The sequence below is a fragment of the Pseudobacteroides cellulosolvens ATCC 35603 = DSM 2933 genome (assembly GCF_001262605.1).
Taxonomy (GTDB): domain Bacteria; phylum Bacillota; class Clostridia; order Acetivibrionales; family DSM-2933; genus Pseudobacteroides; species Pseudobacteroides cellulosolvens.
In genome coordinates, this window is sequence record NZ_LGTC01000001.1 from 2614879 (window position 1) to 2639554 (window position 24676).

General features: G+C 33.2%; 32 protein-coding genes and 2 pseudogenes. 18 read left to right on the plus strand and 16 right to left on the minus strand.

The genetic code is table 11. The features are described from left to right. Positions 1-37 precede the first annotated feature (37 nt). The 12 genes from Bccel_RS10485 (at position 38) to Bccel_RS10535 (ending at position 6940) form a co-directional block, all read left to right on the plus strand. Complete coding sequence (locus Bccel_RS10485) at positions 38-1318, plus strand: IS110 family RNA-guided transposase (protein ID WP_036945548.1); 1281 nt, start codon at positions 38-40, stop codon at positions 1316-1318. Positions 1319-1862: 544 nt separating this feature from the next. Beyond that, complete coding sequence (locus Bccel_RS10490; RefSeq protein ID WP_050753360.1) at positions 1863-2111, plus strand: metallophosphoesterase family protein; 249 nt, start codon at positions 1863-1865, stop codon at positions 2109-2111. Between the two features lie 23 nt (positions 2112-2134). Further along, positions 2135-2743, plus strand: coding sequence for a hypothetical protein (locus Bccel_RS10495; RefSeq protein ID WP_050753361.1), 609 nt, complete (start codon positions 2135-2137; stop codon positions 2741-2743). Positions 2744-2834: 91 nt separating this feature from the next. Further along, complete coding sequence (locus tag Bccel_RS10500) at positions 2835-3206, plus strand: hypothetical protein (protein ID WP_152965979.1); 372 nt, start codon at positions 2835-2837, stop codon at positions 3204-3206. Positions 3207-3365: 159 nt separating this feature from the next. Further along, complete coding sequence (locus Bccel_RS10505) at positions 3366-3767, plus strand: hypothetical protein (RefSeq protein WP_050753362.1); 402 nt, start codon at positions 3366-3368, stop codon at positions 3765-3767. 19 nt (positions 3768-3786) lie between these two features. Beyond that, the gene (locus Bccel_RS10510; protein ID WP_036945550.1) at positions 3787-4524 is read left to right on the plus strand and encodes a DUF4304 domain-containing protein; all 738 of its coding nucleotides are present in this window, start codon (positions 3787-3789) and stop codon (positions 4522-4524) included. A gap of 110 nt (positions 4525-4634) precedes the next feature. After that, positions 4635-5078, plus strand: coding sequence for a hypothetical protein (locus Bccel_RS30730; protein WP_036945551.1), 444 nt, complete (start codon positions 4635-4637; stop codon positions 5076-5078). Positions 5079-5262: 184 nt separating this feature from the next. After that, complete coding sequence (locus Bccel_RS32545; protein WP_409372140.1) at positions 5263-5385, plus strand: transposase; 123 nt, start codon at positions 5263-5265, stop codon at positions 5383-5385. 60 nt (positions 5386-5445) lie between these two features. After that, entirely contained in the window at positions 5446-5835 is a 390-nt protein-coding gene (locus Bccel_RS10520; protein WP_036945552.1) for a DUF6508 domain-containing protein, read from the plus strand. 248 nt (positions 5836-6083) lie between these two features. Next, a complete protein-coding gene (locus Bccel_RS10525) occupies positions 6084-6284 on the plus strand; it encodes a hypothetical protein (RefSeq protein ID WP_036945553.1) in 201 nt (66 codons plus the stop codon). Positions 6285-6326: 42 nt separating this feature from the next. Further along, positions 6327-6539 carry a hypothetical protein gene (locus tag Bccel_RS10530; protein WP_036945554.1) on the plus strand — a complete coding sequence of 71 codons (213 nt, stop codon included), beginning with the start codon at positions 6327-6329 and terminating at the stop codon, positions 6537-6539. Positions 6540-6556: 17 nt separating this feature from the next. Further along, positions 6557-6940 (plus strand): HNH endonuclease, encoded by a 384-nt coding sequence (locus tag Bccel_RS10535; protein ID WP_036945555.1) that lies wholly within the window; start codon positions 6557-6559, stop codon positions 6938-6940. Between the two features lie 234 nt (positions 6941-7174). On the opposite strand, the gene Bccel_RS10540 is transcribed toward Bccel_RS10535, so the two are convergent. The 10 genes and pseudogenes from Bccel_RS10540 to Bccel_RS10580 all read right to left on the minus strand — a co-directional run bounded on the left by Bccel_RS10540 (position 7175) and on the right by Bccel_RS10580 (position 11943). Further along, positions 7175-8068 (minus strand): hypothetical protein, encoded by an 894-nt coding sequence (locus Bccel_RS10540; protein ID WP_036945556.1) that lies wholly within the window; start codon positions 8066-8068, stop codon positions 7175-7177. Between the two features lie 27 nt (positions 8069-8095). Continuing rightward, positions 8096-8776: a DUF4332 domain-containing protein gene (locus Bccel_RS10545; protein ID WP_050753363.1), complete on the minus strand. Its 681-nt coding sequence runs from the start codon at positions 8774-8776 to the stop codon at positions 8096-8098. Between the two features lie 196 nt (positions 8777-8972). Continuing rightward, positions 8973-9311, minus strand: coding sequence for a DUF3795 domain-containing protein (locus Bccel_RS10550; protein WP_036945557.1), 339 nt, complete (start codon positions 9309-9311; stop codon positions 8973-8975). 137 nt (positions 9312-9448) lie between these two features. Further along, on the minus strand, positions 9449-9691 hold the full coding sequence (locus tag Bccel_RS31440; protein WP_242853210.1) for a hypothetical protein: 243 nt from the start codon (positions 9689-9691) through the stop codon (positions 9449-9451). Positions 9692-9837: 146 nt separating this feature from the next. Continuing rightward, positions 9838-10038 carry a hypothetical protein gene (locus tag Bccel_RS31445; protein ID WP_242853211.1) on the minus strand — a complete coding sequence of 67 codons (201 nt, stop codon included), beginning with the start codon at positions 10036-10038 and terminating at the stop codon, positions 9838-9840. 167 nt (positions 10039-10205) lie between these two features. After that, positions 10206-10331, minus strand: coding sequence for a hypothetical protein (locus Bccel_RS32070; protein WP_276326178.1), 126 nt, complete (start codon positions 10329-10331; stop codon positions 10206-10208). Positions 10332-10335: 4 nt separating this feature from the next. Then, complete coding sequence (locus tag Bccel_RS10565; RefSeq protein WP_036945559.1) at positions 10336-10530, minus strand: hypothetical protein; 195 nt, start codon at positions 10528-10530, stop codon at positions 10336-10338. Positions 10531-10569: 39 nt separating this feature from the next. Further along, positions 10570-10839 carry a hypothetical protein gene (locus Bccel_RS30670; RefSeq protein ID WP_036945560.1) on the minus strand — a complete coding sequence of 90 codons (270 nt, stop codon included), beginning with the start codon at positions 10837-10839 and terminating at the stop codon, positions 10570-10572. 3 nt (positions 10840-10842) lie between these two features. Next, positions 10843-11163 (minus strand): ParB N-terminal domain-containing protein, encoded by a 321-nt coding sequence (locus tag Bccel_RS10575; protein ID WP_036945561.1) that lies wholly within the window; start codon positions 11161-11163, stop codon positions 10843-10845. Continuing rightward, positions 11153-11943, minus strand: a pseudogene (locus Bccel_RS10580) (ParA family protein). Before Bccel_RS10580 ends, Bccel_RS10575 begins: the two are co-directional and overlap by 11 nt. A gap of 177 nt (positions 11944-12120) precedes the next feature. Between Bccel_RS10580 and Bccel_RS10585 the strand changes: the two are divergent. The 3 genes and pseudogenes from Bccel_RS10585 (at position 12121) to Bccel_RS10595 (ending at position 14156) form a co-directional block, all read left to right on the plus strand. Beyond that, a complete protein-coding gene (locus tag Bccel_RS10585; RefSeq protein WP_338053604.1) occupies positions 12121-12324 on the plus strand; it encodes a helix-turn-helix transcriptional regulator in 204 nt (67 codons plus the stop codon). Positions 12325-12424: 100 nt separating this feature from the next. Then, positions 12425-13138, plus strand: a pseudogene (locus Bccel_RS28835) (asparagine synthase); the annotation flags it as partial. Between the two features lie 115 nt (positions 13139-13253). Further along, entirely contained in the window at positions 13254-14156 is a 903-nt protein-coding gene (locus Bccel_RS10595; protein WP_050753112.1) for an IS982 family transposase, read from the plus strand. A gap of 273 nt (positions 14157-14429) precedes the next feature. Here the strand turns inward: Bccel_RS10595 and Bccel_RS30215 are convergent, their stop codons facing one another. From Bccel_RS30215 to Bccel_RS10615, 5 genes are all read right to left on the minus strand, one after another. After that, the gene (locus tag Bccel_RS30215) at positions 14430-14603 is read right to left on the minus strand and encodes a hypothetical protein (RefSeq protein WP_154673546.1); all 174 of its coding nucleotides are present in this window, start codon (positions 14601-14603) and stop codon (positions 14430-14432) included. Between the two features lie 230 nt (positions 14604-14833). Further along, positions 14834-15142 (minus strand): hypothetical protein, encoded by a 309-nt coding sequence (locus Bccel_RS10600; protein ID WP_036947287.1) that lies wholly within the window; start codon positions 15140-15142, stop codon positions 14834-14836. Positions 15143-15546: 404 nt separating this feature from the next. After that, positions 15547-16650 carry a polysaccharide deacetylase family protein gene (locus Bccel_RS10605; RefSeq protein ID WP_036947289.1) on the minus strand — a complete coding sequence of 368 codons (1104 nt, stop codon included), beginning with the start codon at positions 16648-16650 and terminating at the stop codon, positions 15547-15549. Positions 16651-16864: 214 nt separating this feature from the next. Next, complete coding sequence (locus Bccel_RS10610) at positions 16865-18565, minus strand: hypothetical protein (RefSeq protein WP_152965981.1); 1701 nt, start codon at positions 18563-18565, stop codon at positions 16865-16867. Positions 18566-18864: 299 nt separating this feature from the next. Then, positions 18865-19386 carry a hypothetical protein gene (locus tag Bccel_RS10615; RefSeq protein ID WP_036947293.1) on the minus strand — a complete coding sequence of 174 codons (522 nt, stop codon included), beginning with the start codon at positions 19384-19386 and terminating at the stop codon, positions 18865-18867. 397 nt (positions 19387-19783) lie between these two features. On the opposite strand from Bccel_RS10615, the gene Bccel_RS10620 reads away from it, so the two are divergent. Both Bccel_RS10620 and Bccel_RS10625 read left to right on the plus strand, forming a co-directional pair. Further along, positions 19784-20707 carry a ComEC/Rec2 family competence protein gene (locus tag Bccel_RS10620; RefSeq protein WP_036947295.1) on the plus strand — a complete coding sequence of 308 codons (924 nt, stop codon included), beginning with the start codon at positions 19784-19786 and terminating at the stop codon, positions 20705-20707. A gap of 30 nt (positions 20708-20737) precedes the next feature. Continuing rightward, complete coding sequence (locus Bccel_RS10625) at positions 20738-20950, plus strand: DUF3006 domain-containing protein (RefSeq protein ID WP_036947297.1); 213 nt, start codon at positions 20738-20740, stop codon at positions 20948-20950. Between the two features lie 68 nt (positions 20951-21018). Here Bccel_RS10625 and thrS read toward each other — a convergent pair whose 3' ends face one another. Continuing rightward, positions 21019-22953: a threonine--tRNA ligase gene (gene thrS / locus Bccel_RS10630; protein ID WP_036947298.1), complete on the minus strand. Its 1935-nt coding sequence runs from the start codon at positions 22951-22953 to the stop codon at positions 21019-21021. A gap of 925 nt (positions 22954-23878) precedes the next feature. On the opposite strand from thrS, the gene sigI reads away from it, so the two are divergent. Beyond that, positions 23879-24643 carry an RNA polymerase sigma-I factor gene (gene sigI / locus Bccel_RS10635; protein WP_050753365.1) on the plus strand — a complete coding sequence of 255 codons (765 nt, stop codon included), beginning with the start codon at positions 23879-23881 and terminating at the stop codon, positions 24641-24643. Positions 24644-24676: the final 33 nt, after the last annotated feature.

The window sequence follows — 24676 nt, forward strand, 5'->3', positions numbered from 1 at the left end:
TAATTTAATAAGACTAACCAAAACGGAGGTATGTAATATGAAGTATACACAAAATGAAAAGCTTAATCAATTAGATTTTTCAACAATGGTGGTTGGAGTTGATGTAGGTAGTGAATTTCACTATGCCAGAGCCTTTGATTACAGAGGAATAGAATTGTCAGGAGTATTCAAAATTAGCAATGATGCTGTAGGTTTTGAAGCCTTCGAAAAATGGTCGCACGAGTTGATGATGAAGCATGACAAATCAAAATTAATAGTGGGAATGGAGCCTACAGGGCACTATTGGTTCAATTTCGGATACTCACTAAAGGAAAACAATAGAAAGGTTGTTTTAGTAAACCCTATGCATGTAAAGAGAAGCAAGGAATTTGATGACAACAATCCTACTAAAAATGACCGCAAAGATCCAAAGACAATTGCAATGTTGGTCAAAGACGGAAGATACCTGGAGCCGTATATGCCTGAAGGTGTGTTCAGAGAATTAAGGATATCAATGGAAACCAGGGAACGCTATATCAAGCATATGACAGTAATTAATAACAAGGTGCAAAGATGGCTTTCCATATACTTTCCAGAATTCAAGACTGTTTTCAAGGACTGGAGCGGACAAGGAGCTATGATTGCGTTAAAGAGCTTCGCAACACCTGAAAAGGTTATTGCAAAAGGAATAGAAGCTATTGCGAATGAATGGAAATCTCAGATTAAGCGTGCTGTAGGAACAAAACATGCAGTAAGACTAATGAAGGCAGCAGAAACGAGTGTAGGCATTAAGGAAGGCCTTAGAGCTGCTGAATACGACTTGTTAAGTTTAATAGAAGAGTATGAATTTGTAACAAAAAAGCTGGAAGCCACTCTTAGTCTGATAGAAGAACTACTCCAACAGGTTCCTAACATTACAGAATTACTTGCAATCAAAGGAATTGGAGTTGTCACGGTAGCTGGATTTATTGCAGAAGTTGGAAATATATCAAGGTTTGAGCATCCCAAACAGATACAAAAGCTTGCGGGACTTAACCTTAAAGAAAATAGTTCTGGAAAGCATAAGGGAAAAACCACCTTAAGTAAAAGAGGTCGAAAGAGGCTTCGCAGGCTTTTATTCCAAGCGGTTATGATACTTGTGGCCAAGAATGCTGAGTTCAGGCAACTACATTTATATTATACAAACAGGATTAAAAATCCATTGAAAAAGAAGCAGTCCATTATGGCAATCAGCTGTAAGTTGATAAGGGTATTTTATACATTGTTAACTAAAGGGACTCCTTATGACGGAGAGAAGATGATCAGAGATATTAAGCGTATAGAACCAAAAGCAGCATAAGATGTAACTACATATTCGATGATGCCGTAAATGCCTAAAAACGGCGGAGATAAAGGCAGAATAGAAATAAAAACACGAGCCGGGATAGTCGGATTGAATTTTTCCCTAAGGGCATAGACCCAGTTTTGGAGCATGACTGACATTCCACCTCATGGAAAGGCTGAACGAAGGAATTAAGGGCAATTTGACCCTGTGAGACATGGGAGGGTAGCCGCCGGAGACTATGTGGAATCCCAATAGGCCATAATAAAAAATGCGTTAGGCTTAATGAGATTCACCATTGCATTCCAGAAAAACACTTTTATAAGTGATTTATCCATGATGGTCGTGAAAAATAAAATCAAATTCTATGATAGGTAAAGGAAAATGAAGAAATTTAAAGATTATTGAGGGAGAAATAAAGGAATTTGAGGAATTTAAAGAGATAGATAGGATATATTATTTTGATAAAGAAATTAAGCATATCGATGGCATAAGTATAGCAGGCATAAGTGGAATAATTGGGAAACCTGATAGAACAAATAGAATTAGTAAAGAGAACTATTTGCAGAGATTAAAAAGTATACTTTTGAAAAACCCAGATATCCTAATGCTTCATCAAACTCCAGGGATTCTTAAAGAAGATTTTCAAGGAGATGAAAACATAAGAGAAATAATCGAAGCATCAACTCCTACTTTAGTATTCTGCGGACATTTTCATTGGGAACAGCCTTTACTTGAATTGGTTAATAAAACACAAGTATTAAATGTGGATTCCAGGGTAGTTGTTTTACTAAATCATTTAAAATTATAGAATATTTGCTTTGAGGTATAATTATGGGAAGAGATATGAGAGCTTTTATTGAGAAGAAAGAAAATGGTATGTGGGTTTTAATTAGTGGTCTAGCAGAAGATGAAATAGATTCTTCTCAGTTAATCCCAAGAAACATAAATGACTGTAGAAACTATGCTTTATTTTCATTCTTAGCAAATGTTAGAAATTTTGAAGTCCCTCAAAAAGAAGACCAATACAGAGAAGAACCTTATGAGTATATATCTTTACCAAAAGGTTTTCCAAGGGATCTAAGTAAAGAATTATCAGATTATATAAAAGCAAATGCTATCGATGAAGAAACATTTTATGCAAGTTGGTTGACATTCGAGGAATTGAATAATTTTAATTGGAATAAAGAGCACATGTGTTTTAGATGGGTAGACAAAAAAATTGCTAAATACTTTGGTGATGGAAAACAAAAATTCCCATCGCCTTATTGGGAAGATATCAAAGATTATATTAACTTAAGCCCATTCCCATCTGAAGGCACCTATGTATCTTGGATTGTAACTTATTACGAAGCGGCAGGTATTTATTTTTGGGATTCAATCGACCCATATAGAAAAGTTGATTTACCTGAAAATATTAGATTGGTATTTTGGTTTGATTAGCGACTTCATGCCATAAAATACACATGTTTATCTACACACTATTTTCCAGACAACCAAAGTGTGATATAGGTATTGTTTTTTTAAGGAGAAAATGATGAGCTTATATGCTAGATTAAGAAAAGAAAGAAGAAGACACTTCAAGGTATTCATGAAGAATGCAGTTTGTATAGATGGAATTTATATTTTCCAGATTCATCAAATACCAAATATAATAGAATACGGGCAGGAGTTTGATTTTTGGATAATTGATGAAAAGGATTGTTATATGCTAAGAATAGAGAAAAGCAAGGAACAAGTAGTTTATTTTTCACGTAGAAAATGGCAAAACCCTCTATATTGTATAATGAAAATTGATTTTGATTATATAGACGTAATGTCAAATTTAAGATTGCTTAAACAGATGGGTATTCCGTATAAAATGAGAGGACAGATAAAGCGAAATTTAACAGTGCAGGCTAATTAGAAGCTTGAGGAAAATGGAGTTTAAATGGATATAACAAAACTTAATCGTATCAAAGATAAAATAAGATTAAATGGGTATCAGATGAAGCCTGTTCTATCAAATGAAGAAGTTGATGATTTTGAAAAACGCTGCTGAATTATTCTTCCTGATGAGTATAGATTGTTTATTACACAAGTAGGAAATGGAGGCGACGGGCCTCCCTACTATGGCATGTACAGCCTTGATGAGGCTTGCATTAATACTAAAGAGTTTAATAAAAATTCAAATAACTTCTTAAGAGAAGATTTTCCTTTAAAAGAATATTGGGTTTGGGAAAACGAAACACGCTGGACTGATGAACTTAAAAAGAAAAGAAAGTGTGTCTATTATGGAAACTTCATTTTAGGAACAGATGGGTGTGCACAGTATTGGACTTTAATTATCACAGGTTCCCAGCGAGGACAAGTTTGGATGCTTGCTGATGTCGGTGCTCAACCTTGTGCTCCAAGTTTATCATTTTGGGATTGGTATGAGTATTGGCTTGATGGCGGTAGTGACTGGTGGAGAGAATTCAAGTATTAGTTTATAAAGGAGAATAACAATGTACGATCAAAGCTTTATTCAAAATTCCGAGTATAGGAAAAGATTTGGGGATATGGAGGACATAACAAGAAAAGAAGCCGATACCTTATACAAAAAAATAATTAATGAGGTAGCTTCTGGCTTGAAGCAATACGGTTTTAGGAAAAGCAATTCAGTTACTTTGGAAAGAGTAAATGAATACATGATACAGATATTAAACTTTCAGAGACATACCCATCTACCTACGATTACTATAAATACAGCCATTAGGCCTTTATTTATTAATTCAACAGATGATAGGATTTTGCCGTTATGTAAAAGACTTGATAAATTTGATTCAAAAGAAAGCTCGTGGTATCCAATTAGGAGAGATACAAAAACAGCTTCAGGTGAGCTCTTGTCTATAATAATAAATAGAGTATTACCTTACTTTGAACATTTGGATAGCCCAGAAAATATTATTCATAATAGAGAAATGCTTGAGGCTGGTGAATATACTAGCCCATCCTCTGTAATCTTGCCTTGTGCATTGAAAACAGGTAACATGGAAGTTAGCATATTGTATTTAGATAAAGAAATAGATCGGGTTAATGCTCAAATCGCCCAAGGAGCTGACCCAAATGAATATAGAAGATATCTGGATTACTTTATGTATTTAAAATCCCTTATTGTTAAAGGAAGCTTTCATGAAATTTATAGTTTATTAAAATCTTATGAAAAAGCGTTTCTGGAGAAGAAATATAAAAAGAAATCATAATAATGTATATATAGCAATGATTAATAGGTTGCTATATTCTGCTAATAAATGAAGCCAGACTTTCCTCTATTTAGAGAAGGGCAGTTAAAAATTATTATTGGATGGTCAAAATGAAAAATTGTTTTATTGAATTCATAATTAACAATAGTGAACGTTTTGATATGCTTCAAAATATGTTTAAACTCTTAAAAGAAGAGAAGGAAATAGATTTAATAGACTTTAGAGACTCAAAATGGTTTGATTTTTTTGATGAAGAATCCTTAATGAGTTTTTGGTGGCCTACAGAGCAAGATATAAAAGAATATAATAAGCTTTGGAATGAGTCTTCATTTATTAATAGATTTTTCGATCCAAGACTTAACAAAAAATGGGATTTCGAATCTATGCTTTATGCTTTTAAAAACGGTGAATATGAATTAGTATCCTGTGAAAGAGTTGATAAGCACGTCGGCAGAATAGAGTATTATCCGTTTTCCTGGCCTTATGGAGGTAGTGAAGTATTTAAAGCTTTAATTGAATCATATGGATTTATGATTACGAAGGAAGAAGTCTAAATGGAAGTGTGAACAAGAAGCTATACTGCCCATATCTATTATTCGGACAGAAAATCGCCAAAATAGCTGGCTCTGCAACCCCTCTTCACCGAGGACAAAGGGATGTAATTTGGGTACAAGCTTGAAAGTATGAAAGGTATAAATACAGTGACAGCAGCCGGAATAATAGCTAAAAATCGGTGATATATCAAGCTTTCCAGATGCCGATGCTCTGGCAGCTTATGCTGGGATATGGTCGATGAGATATTCTACAGGACAGACAAATAAGAATTTCAGCAACAAACTTGGTAATAGGAATCTAGTATAATAAATAACATCCAGTAAATTGGTGCTATTGGCGGTTGATAAGCATTAAGGAGGAGTTATTATGACAATTTTACTAAACTATATAAGTTATTTTATTAATGATAAAAATGAATTTTATACATGGGCTCCATCTAGAAAAGACGAAGATGGGAGGCTAGTTCAAATTGGCTATCCGATTTATAAAGAAAGATTCATGGACTTTATAAAGGATGCGGGTAAATCTAGTTTCCTTAAACAGGATTATCTTGATATCATTAGTCGACGGACTCCAAAAGGTGCTAATCTAAAAGACTTTATTGATATGGCGGATGAAGAACTTTTTTATGCTATTTTTACCTATTTTATAAGAGGTGAAAGATTCCGTGATGGTTTATGGGCCAAAGCGATAGATGACAAGGTATCTTTAAAGATTTTATTGAAATTGCAACTTTTGCAGGGGTCAAATACATAGTTTTCTAAACATAATAGTTATATGGAAAGCCATTAAGGAATATCAGCGAGACAGAGACTTTATTTTATATTCTTTTAAAATAGGATGGCGGTTAAATTTACAGAAAATACAACATTGGAAATTTTGCTGCGGCTGGAAACCATCAGATAACATCAGCTGTGGACCTATTCATAGAAATCCAGACATTTCAAAATCCATCCCATAATGATATAATGAGTTAAAAACTTTATGTAAAGGAATTTAAAATTATGAAAGCTTTAAAAATAATAATTACAATTTTTTTATCTATTGGAACGATAAGTGCAATAAAGGGATTTATAGAAAAAATATTATCAGCGAACAATGATACTTCATACAATATTGGATATTCCATCGGTTCATTAATAGTTGCAACCGTATTTATTGTTATCATTGTAAAGCTGATTCAAAGTATAAAGAATGATTTCTAGATCGATATTCGAGTTAGCAAAAGAGTATTGGGGTGGCTGGTTATGGTATTCTGTCCTTTTTGTGAAGGCCAAGGACTGATTTGTAAAGCAGATATCGTAGGTAAAAACATACAGATTTATATTTGTGAAGAATGTGATTCTATGTGGAAGACCCCAAAAATAGAAAAAGAAAACTGTTATGGTTTTGGAGACTTTATGAAGGAAATTGGTCTAAAAGGTTTGTGGAGTGAATTACAAAATGTAGAAAGACTTTAGTTTTAAAAAGGTCATAAATGTGCTTGATACACGTTTCTGAAAACCAACAGAGAATATCAGAAGGCCAACCTGACAGAACAAAAAAGGAAGAAAAGACACTAACCTACTTCAATGACTCTCTTAAAAGGGTACATAAACCCCAAAAGAACCTTAAAGATTCTATTACAAGCAAATGGCATGAAATATTAGACAGACTTAATGCTTGTAATTGTGAACTTTGTGGACACACAAGTAATAGTTATAAAGACTTTGTTGTCCACCATGTAAGAAAACTTAAACAGGTTCTGGAAAAGTATAAAGTACCGGGTTTTGTACCTCCCCTATGGGTTCAGGTCATGGAAGGGATAAATAGAAAAACTCTAGTGGTATGTAAGCAATGCCATAAACTTATTCATGATTAATAGCTGTTTCAACCTCAGAAACGGCTGGCGAGCCGGATACATCGAAAGGTGTCCGTCCGGTTCTGAGGGAGGGTTGTGGAGACCTGTCGATGAATAAGGCGTCACAATCCCTATTCCTTTCTTAGGTTGTAATTCTTTTAAAAAAATCCTGCCAATAATATTAACTATTAGCTAAATATAATTGGCAGGAAGGTTATTCTGTATCATTATTCTTAAATTTTAATAATTAATGATTTATAAATCAAATTGGTAATATTCCAATACCTCTCTTGCTCTGTTTGTTACAAATTCATTTCCATAACTCTTTTTTCCTATAGGTATTATTAAATCTTTTACTTGTCGCTCTATTTTCCAAGTTAAATCAGAACCCATTTTATTTTTAAGCAAATTAAGAGCCCTTTGAATATGTACAGATTTTACTTGCTCTCTTTTCAAAAGCCACAATATTTCAAGAAAATCACCTTGATACATATTAGGAAATGTTAGGTGCTTAATATTGGTGTGAATATATTCGGATTTGTTATGAGAACTGAAACATACTTCGTGGAGCAAAATAAAATCGATGCATTTAGATATTAATCCTTGTACCTCATCTGAACGTTTATCTGTCCGTATAAAAGATAATCCTTTAAGAAGTTTAACGACTCCCCAATAACAGGTATGTTTCCCGTAACAGCTTCGATTGAAACAATAAGGAAATGATGATGGTGTCACAAAATCGCCATCATCAAACCTTTGATACTGTGAAAAAAAATCAACAACTTTATCAATAACGTCTTCTTTTCCATATTCAAAATACGAATATAAATATAACATATTTCCATTCAGGCATGGTATTGGGAAGTGACTTTTTCCTATGGTAAAAATCCCTATCTGTTTATCAAAGAAATGATCGGATATTATTTTTAAAGGCTTAAGAAAGCTTTTATTTTTGATATCGGTATTTATATCGGCTAAAAGAATTAGTGTCCACAATGTTGACTTATAATTGGGTACATAATAATTTAATGCAGGGAAATACCTATCACCTTCACCAAGAACATTCCAACACTCATTTTCATCTTGCAACTCCAATATTTTAGATGTAATAATTTTACTTATTTTCTCAAGCATAGATATCTTGCTCATATTGATATCCTCAGTAAACCTCCAAAGTTATTCAACTGCATTTTCAATATTAAAAATAATCCTTGCAAAGTCAATACAGAATTGCATATCTTTTGTACCAAGCTTCGCTTTATAGTATTGTTTAATATCATTGACCTCAGATACCTTTATAAGCATTTCTTCAGCATTCGTGCTCGCTATATCAGTTACGGACTTATATCCTGCATCAAAAAAGCTTTTTGCTGCAACTGCTCCAACACCATTTATTCTGACAAGGTCACAAAGGCAATATAGTTCTTGTGCTTTATCTAATGTAATTGGTATTCTTTGCGTAATTACATTCCTATCTTTCAAAGAATAATAGAATTCATAATAATCCTTTGAAGATTTAATCCCAGCGGTCATCAGTACGTTAATAGTTTTTTCATCAACATCTGGAAACTCTTTGATTAAAACTGTTTTTGGCTCAATGCTGCCAATCTCACGTCTTAATATTGTTAGGTAATCTTTCGACAATCCAGACTTTTGAGCAAACTCACCAAGCTTTTTAGTAGTTGATAAAGCTTTCTTCAATTCATCTAAATTTTTAATTTTACAACTATGCATGGCATCAAAACTGAAATCCATGTCTTGATGCAGTATTTTTCTACTTGGAAGCAAATATTGATTTTTTAGAATCTCCTTATATGCTTCTATTGATATTATACTCAAATCCAAAGAGTACCCCATATTATTTGCTCCTGTCCCTTTTAGCTATATTCTTTTCCCCTAACTATAATCTCAACAAAATGAACTCTTTTTTACTCCAATTTTCATTAAAGTATAAACGTCATTTATGCCAACTCCCACTAATATCACACTACCTATATTTAGTAATTTACTCAAATCATCTATAAACACATCTCTCATTCCGTTGTTTTTTAGATTAATATTTTCCATGTGCATTCTTCCATGTATCTGCAATATTAAGAAAAGCTTCATATCCATACATCCTGATATAATCGGTTGCTTGCTTATACTTTCTATATTTATAGCTGTTTTTATTGTAAAAGTCATTAACGGTGCTACAGGAACTATATTCATTGCAATCAGCACAGGATTGTTGTTTTCTATTAATGCAGCAAACCTTTATTCTGCATTTTGCTTTCAAAATATCTCTTTCACCGTCTTCATAACCAATTTTACATCCCTTGCATGTCTGATCTTTTAATACAGGACATGTTCCGCAATAAGCTCCACAACAGCCTACATCTAAAATGGACATTATCATTCTCCTTGTCTTATTGTCAAATCAACATCAATGAAATAATCTCAATTATCAACAATCATTTTATAACAACAAATATTAACCCCATAAACCTATTTTATCATAATATCCATTTTCGTCCATAAGAACTCTTATTACATTGCATTTTTATCCAAAACAAAACTGTCAAAAACTTTATCTTTCTCCTCATCCTTGAGCCATCTTGCCGACCCATGCTGATACTGACCTACTGGCACAGGTGTCTTTATTTCCGGAGTAATCTCTACTAAATTAGACTGATATGGCCTTAAATTAGTGAAAAAGAACATTACGGCCATCACAACCACAAGCCCTTGAAAAAATAGAAACAGCATCAGGTGTTGCTTACTATTTGCCATACTCTTTAAGCACTCCATTACAGAAAACAACTTTAAAGTTGTACTTTGTCTTGATAGTACGGAATGCACAGAAGTTGTAAAAAAGATGTTAATAAGTCCTCCAATAGTAAAAATTAATGTGCAGATTATTAATTTTGCCTTGGTCTTCATCTCTCCAAGTCCTCACTTTTATCAATCTCAAGTTCAAAATCAATTTCATTAAATGTTTCAAATCCTATATCAATATCTACATCATCCAATTGCTTTAGAGTATCCTGCTTAGCAATAAATTCTGGATTATTGAAAATTCCCTGTTCAATTAATTCATCTGCAGCAATAGAAGAGGAAAAGTCATCTATAAAGCACAAGTTTTAACCATATTCTTCTGCAATATCGATTACATTTTGGGGTAATACTTCTTCTGCCATTTTCTTTGGCATCATTATCCCTTTGTGATTGGTACCAACAATTTCATAGACACCAATAGCAATTTCAGCACAGGTAATTATATTACCCCAAATATTAGCATGGCCTGCTATCTTGCATTTATTTCACCCCCATACAAATTCTCAAATTGTTTATTAAGATTGCTTTTAACATCAAATTTTCTTATTGTAAGTTGATTAAAAAAGCTTTTGTAAAAGTCCATTTTAGCACGCATTGAATTACCTCCCGTTCAAAACAGCATTGTTTAAGTTCATAGACTTCATTTTGTTTTTGTTTTTCTCCAATTCTTTTTGCATAAAGCATTTATCGCCTGTTTGTGGAAACATACAGCTTGGCTTTGTCAATTCCAAAATAAAAGGACACCCTCGGCAAGGATGTCCCTCAGGATACTGATATACTATTGTACATGACATTTTTCTCTTTTCCTTTCTGAAATATAAAAGTATGGCGAATCATTTCCCCATACCTTTGTCTCTGTTTCTTAAATATAATTCTTTCTTTGCTCGTTTTGATAGCTCTGTACTTTCAGCTTTTTGTCTATCAATATAATCAGTATTTAAATCATCAACATGCTGCTCTATCATTATTAAAATCTCACAAATCATTTGCTGTGCCTTGTAAGATTTATACTCCTTGGAATATTCCAGTTTTGAAAGTTCAAATTCCTTATTTGCCAGTGTTTTAATTACAGCAATCAAACGGTTTGCAATCAGCTTGTCCATTTCTTATATTGCTTTATCTTTATGCCTTGCCTCATTCATTCGATTGTGTCCGGCAAGCATTTCATACTCAAAACCATCTTCACCACATTCAATTTTCCTCACTATCATGGGAGCCAAAATACCATTTGCCTTTATGCTTTCAACCAAGTCATCAAGCCGTTCATCACTATATAACCTGAATGGATGATTTTGATAGGGGCGAATTTTGTTGAATGTTATGGTTAGAAATACCTTATCATTTGCTTGAATTGGTAATGTTGGTTCATCTGCCATTAATAATTCATCTAGGGATTTAACTTTCTTTGCAGTTGGTCTAGTTACCATTCATTATCAACTCCTTTGCCACTTCATTATAAGCAATTCCAGCCTTTGATTTCCTGTCAAAATCAACAATACTCATACCATATCTATTGGCTTCTCCAACTCTAATGGAACGTGGAATATGTACTTTAAATATCTTCATTCCATTTTTATATGCTTCTATTACCTCTTCACAGACTTCTCTATGAAGATTTGTCTGCATGTCACACATAGTCAGAAGGATTCCCTCAAACTGAATTTTCGGATTGATTCTTTTTCTTATCTTCAAGATGGTCTTTGTTAAGTCTGTGAGTCCCATCGTAGCATAATACTCAGGATTAATTGGAATAATCACACTGTCAGCAGCTGATAAAGCGTTGATAGTAAGTGGTCCTAAAGATGGATTTGTATCAATGAGAATATAATCATAATCCTTTCTAAGTGGTTCCAGGATATTGGCAAGTAGCTTCTCACTTCCCATTTCCATACGTAAGTTGGCTTCAACTACCGATAAATGAATACTTCTTGGAATAAAGTCCACATTTCCACGAGCATAAATGTATTCCGCTGGATATGGAAGCAGTTCCTCATCCATAGCCTTGTACATTATCTCGGCGATTGTGGTTGTTATTTTAATATTCTCATCTGCAAATGATGATGTAAGGTTGGATTGCGGGTCGAAATCTAAAGCCAGCACCTTCTTTCCCTGCTTCCAAGTGAATATGCCATATTCCTTACACTGGTGGTCTTGGCTACACCACCTTTTTGGTTTGCAACTGCTATAATCTTTGCATTCGTAGACACCCTTCTTTCTTAATCTTCATTTTATGTTTTACACTTAATAATTTAATATTACACTATAAAGTTTGATTTTGCAATAACAACCAAACTTTAAAATGTGTACTTATTTGTTATTATTGATAATACACACCATTAAGTGTATATTATTAATGAGGATGGTGATCAAAAATGCCCTTTACAATGGGTGAAAAAATTCGTATATTGGCAAAAAGAAAAAAAGTATCCATATCAGAACTGGCTACTTTAATTGGTACTACTAATCAAAATTTATCTAATAAATTGACCCGGGATAATTTCTCAGAAAAAGAGCTTAAGCAAATTGCCGAAGCTCTTGGGTGCAAGTTTGAGGGATTTTTTATTTTTGATGATGGGGAGAGAGTGTAAATATTCCAATCCACAAAACACAAAAAGTCATTATATTTTTAAGATCCCTTGAAGTAACAGCCTTTAAACAACAAATAATATCTTCAACCATTTATAACATTCAGGTGAATGTGCAGATGAAATATTCGGCGGGTACCCATGGTTTCATAAGGAAGAACTCTTTAACCTTGAAACCTTCCCATGGTCACCTTATGTTAACGAACGCAGAAGCATTTTATCCCCGGAAGTCAATAACATATTAAATCTCGACGAATATGCCTATACAAAGTATAAAGCTACCATTGATGAAGCCCCTCTACTTCCAGGTGAATCTCCAATTGAATCAAGACGGCGTCAAATTTTTTACTTGAATATCAACTGGTTCATGTCAACATTACTAGACAGAAAAGACCGTATGAGCATGTCCACAGGCTTGGAAGTCCGAGTACCATTTTGCGATCACCGCCTTGTGCAGTATGTATGGAATATACCATGGGACATGAAAATGCACGGAAACAGGGAAAAAGGCATACTACGGCAAGCACTTTACGGCATACTGCCTGATGATGTAATACAAAGAAAGAAGAGCCCATATCCTAAGACACATAATCCTGCATATGAAAATATCGTAAGACAATGGCTTATTGATATACTAAACGATACTACATCACCTGTAAACCAATTAATTAATGTGGAAGAAGTACGCAAAATAGCTGAGGGAAGCTCCGACTACGGGAGGCCATGGTTTGGCCAGCTTATGGCTGGACCGCAGCTTATGGCATATTTGATTCAAGTTAATCTGTGGCTAAAGCACTATAAAATATCAATAATTTAACGTGAGTTCGATAATATGATTGTAATAAGAATGAAACAGAAATGAAAAATGAAGCTCCTGTCCAAATCTGTATAATCAATGTTGGCAACAAATTTAACAGAGGGGATGGAGCTTCATGGAAGATTTACTTATTAAAATTTTCTGCGATACTGATGATTTTTGCATTAGGCTCGACAACTATTTAAAGCATCATTTGGTTACTGATAATAGACTGCAGGAACCTAACCTCTTTAACATTTCAAGAATGATGACATTAAGTGAAGTAATGACAATAACAATATATTTTCATCATTCGAGTTATAGAAACTTTAAGCATTATTATAAAGAATTTGTCTGTAAAAGATTAAATGGGTACTTTCCGAGCCTTGTAAGTTATACAAGGTTTGTAGAGTTAATGCAACAAGCACTAATTCCATTAATATTATACACACAAAAATATAGACTAGGCAAGACAACAGGAATTTCCTTTATTGACTCTACGACATTAGATGTTTGTGATAACAGAAGAATTCACTCTCACAAAGTTTTTAAAGAGATTGCTCAGAGAGGTAAATCTTCTACAGGTTGGTTCTATGGGTTTAAGCTGCACATTGTAGTAAATGAAATAGGAGAAATTTTATCATTCTTTTTAACACCGGGTGATATAGATGATAGAGACTCAAAGGTAATAGATATACTTACAAAAGACCTGTTTGGAAAACTTTTTGGAGATAAGGGTTATTTATCACAGCCTTTATTTAAAAAGTTGTATAACCGAGGGATAAAACTAATAACCAAGTTAAAAAAGAACATGAAAAATAAGCTAATTGATATAGAAGAAAAGCTTCTTCTCAGAAAGAGAGCTCTTATTGAGACAATAAATGATTTTCTGAAAAATACTTGCCAGATTGAACATACTAGGCATAGAAGCTTTACAAACTTTTTAACTAATGTCGTAGCTGGTATTGCTGCTTATAGCTTCTTACCGAATAAACCAAGCTTAAAGTTTAGTAAAAGCGTTCTTGTTGCCACACTTTAAGGCTGCTTTTCATAATAAAAAAGGCTCTAAAATTCAAGATACTAAAGCCTTACTTAATTATAATCTATAGATATGGTTAATTATGGCACTTGTTATATCGAACTCACGTTAATTTAAGTATTATTAAAAACTTGTCAATTGGGCATTTCAAAAATCTGTATTAAAGGTCATTACTATAACATCACATTTTGCATAAATATACAGATTTTTGAAACGCCCTTCATTAAGGCATGAATGAAAAATATTAATCAATTTAATAAAATTGTCGGTAATCTATTTATTTTCACCTCTAATGCAAACCTCCAGGTTAAGACGGTTAAAGTTTTCTTCAATATTAAGCTTTGTTACGTTAATACCTTTTAGCTTGAAAACCCTTAGCAAATCCTTTTTTATTTTTTCTGAAACATTATCTCCATGCCTTTTAAAAATCAATTTACTTATAAACATATTTTATCCTCCGTAATAACAAAACAATAATTTTATGAATTAAGGAAAATGTTTTGCAAAGATTAATTAAAAATACAAAACCGCAAAACATTTAGTAAATTCATATTACATTATTTCCCACCGTTTGCATAACATTTCTGTCCGACAAATTATTGTGCTATCACGCTCATTTTGTGATGATTCTTGTAATATTTAATCTAAGGCATGATTTGAAATATTAAATCTTTAACCTACATAAGCTTTGTTTTTTTGTCTAAAGCTTTCCCAAAGCTATACCATGAATCTCTAATTTTAAATCTCATTTCCTCATCGAGTGTTCGCTCAATTACATCATTAAGCTGCCTTTTCATTTCCAGGTATTCCGACATAACAAACTCAGGTTTGTCAAACAACTTCTCCATATTGACAATCCAGTCATTAATGTGTTCTGATCCAAGATATTCCCTGGATATCTTCTTCTTAAGGTAGACAACTACCAATTTGACGGCCTTCTTCTTAACATCATAATCGGTTAAAGTTTTTTTTGCATTTCCTTTCATAACCTTTCACTCCCATAAAAATATGCTATATAAAAATCATTATTAACTTTACATTTGACAGAGCAAATAACTAACGATTCAACGGGATTTGCTATAGGCAAATGTAAAAATTAATAGACTTTTATATAATTGTACAAAGCCAAAAAAATAACAAAACAACTAATATTACCTTCTGTACATATTTACTTCAAAAGCCGTATATTTTATGGATATAAGATAACAACAAAGTGTGCCAGATATTATTAACCAACCTTAAATTTGGTAATTATACTTATAATTAATATTATATATTAGTATTTATTATTATGCAAATATTGCATATAAAATAAAGAACGAAATTTCAACTTAATATATTGAAATCTCGTTCTTTATTTTTGCGTTCCAAATCTACTTATATTTATAATTTAATATGTCACAAGCTTTTTATCCTTTAGACTTGACTTATTAACTCCTTCTTCCTTATCTTTCGGAATTGTTATTGTTTCAGGATTACCATCACTGACATACTGTTCCGCCCTTGTCAGATTCTTAAGCCACCATTCCAAATCAGCATCAACAGGTTTAATGCCTGATGATCTAACCCTATGAGTTGACAAAGGATCAAAATTCTTGCTTACAGGCGAATATGCCGGATCCCATCCAACCTCCACAATTATTTTATTATCATAATTTACGCCTTGATATTGACCTTTAATTACATGCTCTTTTAAATTTTTAGACGGCTGACCAAAAGGTAAGGAAAAGAACTTGAAGTTATAGTTAGGAACCAACTCAAGCATTCTCTTCTGGTTTCCTCCTATTTCCTCATTGATTTTTTCAGCAGTTTTAGCTTCATTGAGATGGATATGATTCATTGTGTGATTTCCAATATCAAATCCTTTATCAATAAGGTATTTCAATCTTTCAGAAAGCGTACCTTCGCCTTTAAATGTCTCACCACCCAAATTTACAAAGAAAGTACCTTTAAGTCCAAAATCCGGATGAGTTTTATTAAATTCCTCCATTATACCTACTGCAGACTTTTTATTAGCTACAAGTCCATTTCCATCCTTGACAAGGTTGAACTGTCCATCTGTACCATCATCAAATGTAAAAACCATTGGTATGCATCCAGCCGGAACATTTATATTATTGTTTAAATAGTCTTCCATGCTGATAAGCCTGTACCCTTTTTCATAAAGCTCTCCCAAAAGCTTTTCAAAACTGCTGAAGGTAGTAGTATATTCACCTTTATCCCATTTGGACGGAGTAAATGTTTCAACAAAATTATGAAACATTACAACCATAATTTTTCCCATTTCATTGGGCTTAACCTTGGTTACATCAATGGGTGTAGGCTCTACAGAAGGTTTTGGAGTAGCAATTGTACTTGGCTTTTGTTCTACATTCATATTGGCTTCAGGACTATTTACAATATTTTGATCCGGCTCATTAACCTTACCACATCCTGACAACAAAACAATAATGCTAAGTAGTAGAAATAATTTCCTGTTTAACATTTTTTTCATTTGTGATCACCCCATTTCAAGAAGTATTTTTATTATATAATATTTCGTTTGCTTTTTACAAATGCAATTTGTACCTCAATGCATCTTGAATAATAAGAAATTGCTTCTGAGAAATTTTAATTACTAAATACCACAATTTTCAAAATATAAAAACAGTTGCAATTTTAAGCAACTGTTTATTTTTATAATACTATATTGCATTATATTGTAATCTTTATTTAATAGTTACGGTAATTGTTGAACTTGCAGTCGTTCCATATGAATTTGTTGCTTCACATTTATATGTATATGTACCTGCCTTTTTTGCTATAATCATTCGAGGAATATCCTGTTCCCCAGGACTATTATCATGAGAATTCCTTGTAAAAACAACTCTGCCGTTTTCGTAAAGCTTCCATGATGTTGCATTGTTGCCGCCTGCAATTTTCATATGTATTGTATAACTTCCTCCTACACTTACTTCACTGCTATCTGAAACAATTTGAACAGACCCAGGAACTCCAGTTGCTTTTGTTGTTGCATACCCAACTGACACAGGCTTGTTTGTTGGCTTGTCAGCCGGCTTGGTAGCTGGTTTTGTTGAAGGCACTGCAGTCGGCTTGACTGAAGGCTTTATAACTTTAGGAGTAGTAAAAGGCTTTGGAGAAGTCGGCTTAGCCTTTACAGGCTCTTTAGTGGGAACCAAAGCATTTTTAACCGTTGGTACAGGCTTTGTTACTGCAGATCCGGTAGCTAATGGAGTAGGTTTCACATTTACTTCCGGTATAGGTGTAATTACCGGTACATTTGAATTCTGAACCGGTGTAGGATTTGCTGTGATATCTTCATCCGGAGTACTTTGGGGAATTGCACTTGGCTCATCTGAACTAGAATTTGCACCAGTATCTTTGCTCTCGGAATCCTTCTGATCCTCAGTTTTCATATCGCTTTTTTCATTATCCTTTTTGTCATCAGATTCGCTAAATGCTTCTTTCTCCTTATCGGCAACACTAACAACAGAAGGCTTTGTTCCATTATCCACTCCGTCACTAATAAATTTAAACCCTGTAAAAGCTACGACCGCAACAAGAATTATCCCAGCTGCTGCAAAAGAATATTTAAAGGCAGGTACCTTAGAACCGCTTCTAAGATTGGACTTGGTAAAGTAAACCATCTTTCCAAGATCAACAACATTACCAAAGCTATTTGTCATATTAAATCTGCCATATCCTGTCATATATATGGCAGTATCCTTTGTTCTCTCAATAACGGTACCTATACTGTCAGCAATTATATCATCCGCTTCTATATTTTTTAAATAATTCTTTAAAACATCAAGGTTACTCTTAAGAATCAAAATCAGTGCAATAGTATATTTTCTATTATTTTTCACCTTTCTCGCAACAGTAGCATTTAAGCTTGCAAGCTCTTCCACCGAGAGGTTTTTGTCAATTTTCAGGTTGATAAATAAGGACTCGGTATTTAATATTTCGTTTGCAGCCTTTAATGCTGATTTTATTGACAAATTATCTTTTGGAGTTGATGATATTAGTTGGGGAATAGTTATACCAAACTCCCATAGTTTATGCTTAAGATGTGCTACATCATCCCTAAAGCTTTTGAGATTTTTTACTCTGTAGTCATCAAGCCATTTTTTAATGACTCCCTGAGCAAACTCTATAAACTCTTCATAACTACCCTGCGTAAACTTATCTATAGAATAAATAAACGCAAAAAGTCCTACATGAAACTCCTCACTGTTCTTTTTTATTGTATTGTCTCCTATATACTCGCAAACAACACCTAACACGAACGTCTCATGCTCACCAATAAAACCTTCCCTGTATGATCTATTACCTTTCTTTACCTGCTGGAAAGTCTCATTGCAGGCTTCATTCCTTTTCGTTTCTATCTCCGGATTGTTACCTGTTTCCAAAAACATCGCCCCCCTAAAGAAAACTTTACTTACTATATATTTTTATATTATTATATTTAATTAATAACACTTTTAAGTTATATGTTTTTCAATAATCGTTTTAGATTTCTAATTATTGCAAAACATTTTCCTTGTTTCATATGCTGTGAAAAATTCATTTTTATAATGCAAATGCTTATAATACTTTTTCATTCTTTACTACTGAATATTTTAACATACATAATCTAATTACTCAATTATATCAATTAATGTAAACTGGAAATAGCATGGTTTACATCAAGTATAATAAAATTTTTAAGTTAATCATTAATTTGGGTTGTAGTATTGTACAAGTCGCTTAAACTGCCTTTTTCCTGCATCCAAACCATCTCATTAACACCATAAAAGCCTTTATCTGGATAGGATTTATTTTTTGTATAATTTGCAATATATCCTGACTTAAATTCATCTGTTGTTTTATGATTTATATATTCATCATAAGCCTTTTGCGAACAAAATATATCAATAGCCACCGGATCCTTGTCCTTGCTGAGTCTCTTAATAAGTTCAATTATGTCATCCTTCTTACTATCCGGTTTAATAAGTATCATCGCCCCATATCCCTTATCTATTTGAAATGGCTTAAATTGACTTAAAATGGTATACTCAATATTTTCCTTTTGAACGGATTGAGATGGATCCACTGTAAATACAGCTGCAGGCGGAATAGTAGGGTTAGCACCTTTTTCATCTGTACTGTTTTGAGTTTTATCTCCGCTTGAACAACCCTGAAGACCTAAAAATAAAGACAATAGCACTATAGCTAACTTTTGTTTCTTCATAGTTTACATTCCTTTCATCTACCGACGATAATCTCTATATATTTTTATTTTTATTGTTTTGGTGAAAATCATTATATATAATATATTAAATAAGTTTTTAAAATTTTTCTACATATTTATAACATTTAATAATTGTTATAAGAACATTGGTTATTTTGAAAAAATAAATCTGGTCAATGGAGCATTTCAAAAAGCTGAATATAAATGTGATAATACAAAAAATACTTAAATAATATATTTTTTGAAATGCCCTTATATAATGAATTATAACCTTAAGCACACAAATTGTAAATTATAATTATTTTTTGTATTATCTGGACGCAAAATTACAGAAGGTTTATAAGATATTTTAATGATTTTTTACTAAAGATAAATATATAAAACAGGAGATTTACAAATGAAAACAAAATTAATATTTATTTTTGTCATCATGGCTTTTTTAGTATCATGCTCCAATACCATGGGCAATGATTACAGCACTAATGAAAACCCACCAATCAAAAAGCCAATTATAAAAGATGAACCTATTGGAAATCCGAAACCAGCCGCACAGTCTTCTTTGCTAAAAGTTCATTTTATTGATGTAGGACAGGGAGACAGCATATTCATCTCCACACCTTCAGGTAAAGCAATGCTTATCGACGGAGGTAAAAACGATAAGAGCAGTTTAGTAAAAGACTATATAGAGTCACTCGGGTTTAATAAAATTGATGCTGTTGTCGGCACTCACCCTCACGAAGATCATATTGGCGGTCTGGATGTTGTAGTAGATAATTTTGATATCGGAAATATATATCTTCCAAAAAAATCAAGTACCACAAAAACTTTCGAGGACCTATTAATTTCAGTAAAAAACAAGGGTCTCAAAATAAAAACAGCAGCAGGAGGTATAAGCTTAAATTTGGACCCCTTGGTAAAAATACAAATACTCGCACCAGTAAATACAAATTATGAAGACATTAATAATTACTCAGCAGTAATAAAAGTTACATATAAAAATAACTCGTTCCTTTTTACAGGTGATGCAGAAGCTTTATCTGAAAAAGAAATGCTTTCAACGGGCTATAACCTTGAAGCTAATGTGCTGAAAATTGGGCATCACGGAAGTAGCTCTTCAACCTCTGCTAAATTTCTGCAGGCTGTTAAACCGGATTTTGCCATAATCTCCGTATCTTCTGATAATGAGTACAATCATCCACATCAAATCACTCTAAAAAGGTTATCTTCTGCCAATGTAAAAACCTACAGAACCGACATGTTTGGTACAATAACCGCACTTTCTGATGGTAATACAATAAAATTTGAAACTGCTAAAAGGTAATAAAATTTTAATTTGATGAGGTGTATGAAAATGAAAATTATTATTGATCGTTTTGAAGGGGAATATGCTGTTTGCGAAACTGAAGATAAAAAATTGATTAACATTGATAAAGATTTAGTACCTTTCGATGCAAAAGAAGGTGATATTTTAAATATTGACGGCGATATCATCACACTTGATACAGAAACCACCATAAAAAGAAAAAAAGATATAGATAAGTTGGTTGATGAACTTTGGGAGTAATGGAGGCAAACGTCCTCATTACTCCCATTATATTGTATAATTGTACGTTTAAAATTTTAATGTTTTTGTTATTTACTTTTTTGTGCTATTTCCAGGAGAACTCTATTTAAGAATTCGTCAATCGGCATAGCACCCAGGTCACCATCTTTTCTTGATCTCACAGCAACTGCCCTGTTTTCCATTTCCTTATCACCTATTACAACCATGTAAGGAACCTTATCAAGCTGTGCTTCTCTTATTTTGTAACCTATTTTTTCATTCCTAAGATCTACTTCAACCCTCATTCCTTTCTCTTCAAACATCTTTTTAAGCTCAAGAGCATAACTATGGTGCTTGTCGATCAATGGGAGAATCTTTACTTGCACAGGCGACAACCATGTGGGGAATGCACCTGCATACTTTTCGATGAGCAGTGCTAAAGTTCTTTCGTAGCATCCTATTGAAGTTCTGTGGATTACGTATGGGTATTGCTTCTGTCCGTCACTGTCAACATACTGCATGCCGAATTTTTCTGCCAACTGGAAGTCTATCTGAACTGTAATCAGTGTATCTTCCTTACCATGAACATTCCTTATCTGTATATCAAGTTTTGGACCATAGAATGCAGCTTCTCCTTCTTCCTCCTTGTACTTTATGCCAAGGTGATCAAGTATTTGCCTCATCCTATTTTGTACTTCTTCCCACTGTTCTTCTGTTCCAATGTACTTTTCCTTGTTATTGGGATCCCATTTTGAGAAGCGGTAGGAAACATCCTCATCCAACCCTACAGTTTTAAGCATAAAATTTGCTAAATCAACACATCCGGCAAATTCCTCCTCCAATTGGTCCGGAGTACATGCTAAATGTCCTTCTGAAATTGTAAACTGTCTTACTCTTATTAACCCATGCATTTCACCTGAAGATTCGTTCCTAAAAAGTGTTGATGTTTCATTAAATCTCATAGGCAGTTCTCTATAACTTCTAAGTCTTGCAAGGTACACCTGGAACTGGAACGGACATGTCATTGGTCTCAAGGCAAAAACTTCTTCATCGTTTTCGTCTCCCATAATGAACATCCCGTCACGGTAGTGGTCCCAGTGCCCTGATATTTTATACAAATCACTTTTAGCCATAAATGGTGTCTTTGTAAGCATATAACCGCGGCGTTCTTCTTCATCCTCAACAAATCTTTGTAATATTTGAATGACTTTTGCACCCTTTGGCATCAAAATAGGCAGACCCTGGCCGATATAATCGACTGTAGTAAACAGTTCAAGCTCACGGCCCAGTTTGTTGTGATCCCTTTTCTTAGCCTCTTCAAGCCTTGTAATATACTCATCCAGCTCACTTTTTTTGTTGAAGGATGTTCCGTAAATTCTTTGGAGCATTTTATTCTTCTCGCTTCCCCTCCAGTAAGCACCTGCTACCGAAAGAAGCTTGAAAGCCTTTACTTTTCCTGTTGAAGGAAGATGTGGACCTGCACACAGATCAACAAAATCGCCCTGCTTATAGAAGGATATTTCTTCGCCTTCCGGAAGGTCTTTAATTAGTTCAACCTTGTATGGTTCACCTTTTTCTTCCATAAACTTAATAGCTTCATCTCTAGGTAATGTAAACCTTTCCAGTTGAAGATCCTCTTTAATAATTTTCTCCATTTCCTTTTCTATTTTTCCAAGCTCTTCTAATGCTAAAGTAGTATCCATATCAAAATCATAATAAAATCCTGTCTCTATAGAAGGACCTATAGCAAGCTTTGCATTTGGATATAACCTTTTTACCGCTTGGGCCATAATGTGAGAAGTTGTATGCCTGTATGCATACTTGCCCCCATCATCGTCAAATGTAAGCAGGCTGAGCCTGCAGTCACTCTGGAGCTTAAAACTTAAATCCTTTACCTGTCCGTCAACTTCACCTGCCAATGCTACCCTTGCAAGACCAGCACTGATGCTTTCTGCAACTTCTCTTATAGTAATACCCTCGTTATATTCTTTTACACTTCCATCCTTTAACTGAATATTAATCATTTTTATTCCTCCTGTCATCCATAAAAAATTCCTTGCAATTATACAATCTTGATTATGTCTTGAGAAATTGTGGTGAACAATACATCATAATTTCCCAGGCACTAAAAAACTCCCATCCCTTACAACGTAAGGGACGAGAGTTATATCCCGTGGTTCCACCCTAATTTTTACTCAAATTAGATATTTAAGCATTGATATTAGATTTTACATATCAATACTTAACCTAAATGACTATAACGTAAGTCAACGTTTAAGCTCAGAGGTGGTCTTCAATTTTACTTTCCTTAAAAGCACTCCCAGCCCTTGACCTGATACTTGCAATCATTATACAAGGATGCTTTCTCTCTTTGAGGAACTATAAAATCTACTCTTCTCGTCACTGCTCAATAATAGTATTTAATATTAAAAGTACTTATTCTTTTAATGTAGCTAGCTATATGTTTATGTTTATTATATCTGTATAAAAAAACATTGTCAACAACATAGCTTGGTATTTTATTGATGTTTAGGAAATCTTGATTTATCTAAATATCAATTTCTCACAGCAACATAATGTTTGCAAAATCATTTCATTATTTTATTCTTGCACAATTACCAAAAAAATATATTTTTCTTACAAACCCACCCAAAAATAAAATTTATCTTGTATAATATAATTAAGTTGATAAATAAAAAATATTCAACAACAAAAATAATTATTTCATCTATAAACTGGGGACTTTATATTTTTAAATTATACACTTTTGCATAGTATTTATTTTATAGGTATAGTTAGTTGATGCAAAAGTGATAAAGAGTGCAGCAAAGATATAAATAATGCTGCATAATACTTGAAAATAAAACTGATTGATTTAAAGGCAATTTCCCAGATATAAAAAACCTGGTAAATTATCCTGAAGAGTTAATTTCAAGGGGAAGTGAAATCTTGCTTAATTTTTTCCATTACAAAAAGGAAAAATCAAAAGACATAAGTATAAACGATATTATCATTAGAATCAAAAAGGGCGATAAAGAGTTAAAAGAGTGCTTCCTTAATGACTATAAACCTTTTATAGCCAAGGTAGTCTCTCAAATCACGGGTAAATATATTTATCCTGAAGAAAGTGAAGAATTCTCTATAGCTTTGATAGCTTTTAATGAGGCTATTGACAATTTTAATGAAAATACCAATGGTAATTTTTTGAGTTTTTCCAAACAAAATATTAAATGGAAGCTGATAAACTATTACAAAAAGCACTCTAAAGACAAGAACGTGTATCCATTTACATATTTTGACAATGATAACAACAATGATTTTGAAGAGCGATACCTGACAATTGAATCAAACCAGGTTTATGAGTCTATCGAAAGAAAAGAACAGATTGTTCACTTTACGAAAAAGCTTAATGATTTTGGAATTACCTTTGAAGATTTGCTGGTTTCAGGGCCAAAGCACAAAGATTCCAAGGAACTATTGATGGGTATAGCAAATGAGATTTTTTCCAGGAAAGAAATCTATAATAAACTTTTAAGTCAGAAGAGCATACCTGTAAACGATCTTTTAAAGGTTACCTCCGTCAGCAGGAGAACTATAGAAAGAAACAGGAAGTTTATTATAGCTGCATGCTTAATTTTTAATGAAGATTTCGACTTTTTAAGAAACAGAAAAAATACTTCCAGTATACACAAAAGTTGCCATATTCAAGATTAAAACAACTGATATAGCAATTGTTGACTTCTATTT